Below are 4088 nucleotides of genomic sequence, written 5' to 3'. Positions count from 1 at the left end.
ATGTGAAGGATGTGGGGGAGGCAGTAGCAAGACTGCAAACGATGATTGATCAACATAGCTTATTGTTGGAGCAAGCTGTGGAAGCCTTATGTGAATTGCGACCCATAGATAAGACTGTGGTTTATGATCTCAAAAAACAGCTTCGCCATGTAATGGGAGAGTCTAGCGGTGACGATGATGATCAATATCCTGAAGTGATGACGCCACAAGTTATTATTTCGTCACAGTCAGATATCATAGCAACCGCTAGGGAGGATATGCATTTGGCAGCTGAAGGTAGTTTTAGTATGACTGCAAGTAGAGATGTAAGTTTAGCAACCATGAGCAATTATAATTTAACCAGTGCTAAAGCAATGAAATTTTTTAGTCATCAGGGTGGTATCAAACTCTATGCCAATCAAGACAAAGTAGAATTACAAGCGCAAAATGACTCTATGGCATTTACCGCCAAAAAGGACATTGAGATAATTTCGACTGAACAAACAATTGATATTATTGCCTCCAAGCAGATACGCCTACGCTGTGAGGGTGCTCAAATCTTGATGAATACAGATGGCATTACTTTGATTACAGACGGCACCTTTAAGGTTAAAGCCAACGATCATGACTTGCAAAAAGGTCAAAAAGTCGGCGTAGACCTAAAAGGTCTGCCCATTGTAGAATTATTTAATGAAAAATTTCAGATTCTCTCGCCAACAGGTAAGCCGATGTCATCGGTAGATTATAGATTGTCATCAAAAGACAAATCCTTTTTGTCAAGCACTGCTGATACGGGCGAAACAAAAGAAGTGCATACCCCCCAAGAGAAAGATTTATCGCTTGAGCTTATGTGGATGACATTAGAGCCAACGACAGAAGAAGATGAAACGCAACCAAAGCACACAACTAAAGGAGATAACAATGCCTGATGATCCAAAAACCCTGACTTGGTACAGTAAAACCAATAAAAGAGAAAATAGTTGCACGCCAGTTACTTGTGGGTGTCCACTTTGGTTTGAATTACACCAACAAACCGCAATTAAGCTGCTCTCCAATCATACAAAGGATGATAAGTATAAGCTAGAACCTGGTTATGAAGCAAGAGCAAAACGAATCGCGGCGATATACGCCCATCTATTTCTTGAAACATTGGTTTTGGATGATAAAGCCCACCCTAAGCAACCGATTAAATTTGGAAACACAAATCTAAGAGGTAGATTTTACTGGATGGGACTTGGGGCTTTTGCCTCTAAGACGATGGCGATGGTGTTTGGGGCGATTAGGACCCAACTAGGTTATCCTAAATGGGTGAGCTTTATCACAGATACATCAACTGAAATTTTGACAGGTGAGAAGCCTAGGGTTTTAGAATCTATCAATATCCTAGCCAAAGGCAATCTTTGGCTTGCCATGGATATTGTCCCGTGGCATTTGGCTTGGGCTCAGGATAAAGAGGGTTTTAAAAAATGTATGAACAGTAGAGACTTTAAAGAGTTTAAAAGCCTAAAACCTGCGATTGATAGTTTGCCTTGGTCTGGTAGTGTGCCAATTATGCTTAGTTTTCCCAAAGATAAAAATGGGAAACCATTGCCAAATGCCAAACAACTGGGGGTCACCACAGAGATTAATAATGCGTTTAACACACATTTAAAAGAGGTAGAAAGGATTTTTAATGACCCAAAAAATATTACCGAACACAAAAAATTTACAGCAGCAGCGAAACCTTTGCTTGATCACCTTATGCAAATTGCTGTGCAAGAGCAAAAAAATATTTTGCAAAAGATTTGTTGGGATGACCCCATATTGCAAGAAAATGTGAGAATACAACGAGATAAGGAAAATCACCAAATCATACATTTTTTAAGTATTGATCCAACGGTTGTTTTTTCAAGCCTTTATAGCTATGATGTGGTTAAAATTGCAAGACACATACCAATGAGTGACACCAGTAAGGCGTCAAAAGAGCCTTGGGTAGAACCTTTGCCTAACACCATGGTAGAAGATTATGACAGTCGCATGGAATGGATTGTAGAAGTTGCCGAAAGATATCATGAACTTATGATAGATGAAATAGGCAGAGAATATATGCTAAATGAATTACAAAAGATTGCCACATGGACAGATAGTACATTATTTGGACCAGAATTTTTAATCTTAGATAGTAGTAACGATGGTAAAAAATAATGATAAAGTTTTTATTTGCTTCCGTTTTAGTATTTTTTTTATTTGTATTTTTACACAAAGGTTCTGATGATATGACACGCATCCCCACTCCCCAAGAAGTCACCCTACACTTCGGCCATCAAGGTGTACGAGATTTTTATGCTTATACGTATGGCAAAAGTGAAGACTATCCTAAGATTATGAGTTTTTCAGGTTTGGATTGGCGACCTCCAACACTAGGTACTGTTAATTTAAAACATTTTGACAGCACCACAACAATCCCCCATGTATTTTCTGCGACAGGTGTCAAAAAAGATAATCGCACTGATGGCATAGGAGCAATCCTGATGAATGCAGGACTTAGTCAAACAGAATTTACCACCCAAGAACAAGCCTATCAAGACTATGTGGCACTCATTACTGCCTTTAAAAAAGCGGGGTGGCAACACTATTTTGAGCCTCAGCATGCCAGAATTGCCAAAGAGGATAATGTTAAAATCTTAACTTATGATAACCCTGATGATGTGCCTGATGATAGGTATGTGCTTAATACAAGATATTCATCAGATAGCTTAACACCCCTAACCTTTGAAGAATGGCGACAGGTCATCGAAGAACAACAGCCATATCGACTTGACTTAAACCTAAATCTGTATCTTAGGGATGTCACATTATGGCTAAAAATTGAAAAAACCAATAACACTAAACCCAATCCAATACCAAATCAGCCCGAACTTGAACAGTACATGGTAAGATTGAAATTTTATACTACCAAATATGAGTTCTATCGTGCCATTAGAGGTGATACAATAGAAGAATTAAAACAGGATTATGATGAAAATCGGGAAAGAAATAAAAGCTCCCGTCAAGACCGAGAATCCAATGCCATCCGTGCAGGCTTCTCCATCAACGAATCCTATCAAGACCCTGATATGTGGCAATATATCATAGAGCCTGCTTATTGATGAGAATGTGATGATAAGATTGCTATTTGTTTTGATGGTATTTATTATTGGCGTGATGGGCTTACAAGCTTGTCATGCTGATAACTCGCCCTTAACACCACCCCAAACCGTCACCCTACACTTTGGTCATCAAGGTGTACGAGATTTTTATGCTTATACGCACGGCACAAGTGATGATTATCCTGAGATCATGAGTTTTTATGAATTGGATTGGGGTTTAGATAATCTTGGCACTATCCATTTTGACCATTTTGACTCAACCACCACCATTTCTAATGTCAGCTGGGTAATGGGTACTAAAAACAGTAGACATACCCATGGCATCGGTGGTCTCGATGTGCATGCAGACCTTAGTAAAACACAGTATGCTACCGCCGAGCAAGCTTATCAAGACTATGTGGCACTCATTACCGCCTTTAAAAAGGCAGGATGGCAACAGTATTTTGAACCTCAGCATGCTAGAATTGCCAAAGAGGATAATGTTAAAATCTTAACTTATGATAACCCTGATGATGTGCCTAATGATAGGTATGTGCTTAATACAAGATATTCATCAGATAGCTTAACCCCCTTAACCTTTGAGGAATGGCAATATGTGATTGCAGAACAAGAAACAAAAAACTATGGTTTTGAATTAAATTTAACGCTTTATCTGCGTGATATCAATGTTTGGATAAACATCAGTCCATTTGACACCAAACCCAATCCCATTCCAAGTCAGCCCGACCTTAAATATTATAAAGTGCGTTATGAATTTAATACTGCCAAATATGAGTTCTATCGTGCCATTAGAGGTGATACAATAGAAGAATTAAAACAGGATTATGATGATGAGTATGAAACAAATAAAAGCTTCCGCCAAGACCGAGAATCCAATGTCATCCGTGCAGGCTTCTCCATCAACGAAGACTATCAAGACCCTGATATGTGGCAATATATCATAGAGCCTGCTTATTGATGTCCCCAAAAAACACAGCTTCC

4 protein-coding genes are annotated in these 4088 nt (G+C 38.9%); all 4 read left to right on the top strand.

What is annotated here, in order from left to right; translation table 11 throughout:
• The coding region (locus B0182_RS11955; protein ID WP_211271649.1) for a DUF2345 domain-containing protein at nt 1–908 on the top strand (908 nt) is incomplete at its 5' end.
• The gene (locus tag B0182_RS11950) at nt 901–2163 is read left to right on the top strand and encodes a DUF2515 family protein (RefSeq protein WP_078275145.1); all 1263 of its coding nucleotides are present in this window, start codon (nt 901–903) and stop codon (nt 2161–2163) included. The genes B0182_RS11955 and B0182_RS11950, both read left to right, overlap by 8 nt.
• A 71-nt stretch (nt 2164–2234) precedes the next feature.
• Nucleotides 2235–3107, top strand: coding sequence for a hypothetical protein (locus B0182_RS11945; RefSeq protein ID WP_143821740.1), 873 nt, complete (start codon nt 2235–2237; stop codon nt 3105–3107).
• A gap of 10 nt (nt 3108–3117) precedes the next feature.
• Entirely contained in the window at nt 3118–4065 is a 948-nt protein-coding gene (locus B0182_RS11940; protein ID WP_078275143.1) for a hypothetical protein, read from the top strand.
• Nucleotides 4066–4088: the final 23 nt, after the last annotated feature.

The sequence above is a fragment of the Moraxella bovis genome (genome assembly GCF_002014975.1).
In the GTDB taxonomy this organism is placed as follows: Bacteria; Pseudomonadota; Gammaproteobacteria; order Pseudomonadales; family Moraxellaceae; genus Moraxella; species Moraxella bovis.
The sequence above is the reverse complement of the archived record's forward strand: the minus strand, read 5'-3'. Positions and strand labels throughout refer to the sequence as shown.

Coding starts and splice junctions, on each gene's coding strand:
- B0182_RS11950 (WP_078275145.1), top strand. CDS start 901: ATGCCTGATGATCCAAAAACCCTGACTTGGTACAGTAAAACCAATAAA.
- B0182_RS11945 (WP_143821740.1), top strand. CDS start 2,235: ATGACACGCATCCCCACTCCCCAAGAAGTCACCCTACACTTCGGCCAT.
- B0182_RS11940 (WP_078275143.1), top strand. CDS start 3,118: ATGATAAGATTGCTATTTGTTTTGATGGTATTTATTATTGGCGTGATG.